The organism is Bartonella sp. AA83SXKL, assembly GCF_042196965.1.
Classification (GTDB): domain Bacteria; phylum Pseudomonadota; class Alphaproteobacteria; order Rhizobiales; family Rhizobiaceae; genus Bartonella.
The window spans coordinates 1-606 of the sequence record NZ_JBHIRG010000279.1; the positions used below are offsets into that span (position 1 = coordinate 1).

Consider the following 606-nt stretch of genomic DNA (forward strand, 5'->3'; position numbering starts at 1 on the left):
ACCAGTCAAAAGCCAATTTAGGTTGACCCCAAATTTTTCTCCATATGATGTTAAAACGGCTGCGTCTGGGGTTCTATCACCGCGTTCGTAATTGCCAAGCCCTTGAATACTAATACCAATTTTAAGAGAAAATATATCACGAGATAAGCCTACAAGCTTTCTTACCTCTATGAGGCGTCTTGCTAATGGGGTTTTGGGTTCATTTCTTTGTCGTGTCATATTAAAGAGGCATTAAGCTGTATCTTATTTAGTTTCTGGATGTGCATTTTCAGCCTCTATTTGACGCTTTAAATGCAATTTTAGAAGAGGCAAAGTAAGTTCTACTTCTTCACTATCATTGATGTTTTGAACAAGCTCTTGCAACTTTTTATAAGCTCTGCCGCTAATTCCGCTATATCTTCAGGGGGGAGTTTTATATTTGCATCGCGATAGGTTGTATAAGCTATGCGACCGAGCTTTTTCATGAGTCCAGTAGGGATGGTAGGTGCTTTAAAACCTGCTGCTTTCGCTTTTGCCATATCACTAAACATTTCACCTTCACCAGTGACAAGCCAATGAGGATTAATGTTATAGGCTGTATAATAGGCGTTAATTACTGAGGATGGA

At 39.3% G+C, this 606-nt stretch carries 1 protein-coding gene and 1 pseudogene; both read right to left on the reverse strand.

What is annotated here, in order from left to right:
* Positions 1-219: helix-turn-helix domain-containing protein (locus ACFINO_RS11100; RefSeq protein WP_375655902.1), on the reverse strand; the 219-nt coding region annotated here is incomplete at its 3' end.
* Between the two features lie 24 nt (positions 220-243).
* A pseudogene (locus ACFINO_RS11105) lies at positions 244-606 on the reverse strand (transcriptional regulator); the annotation flags it as partial.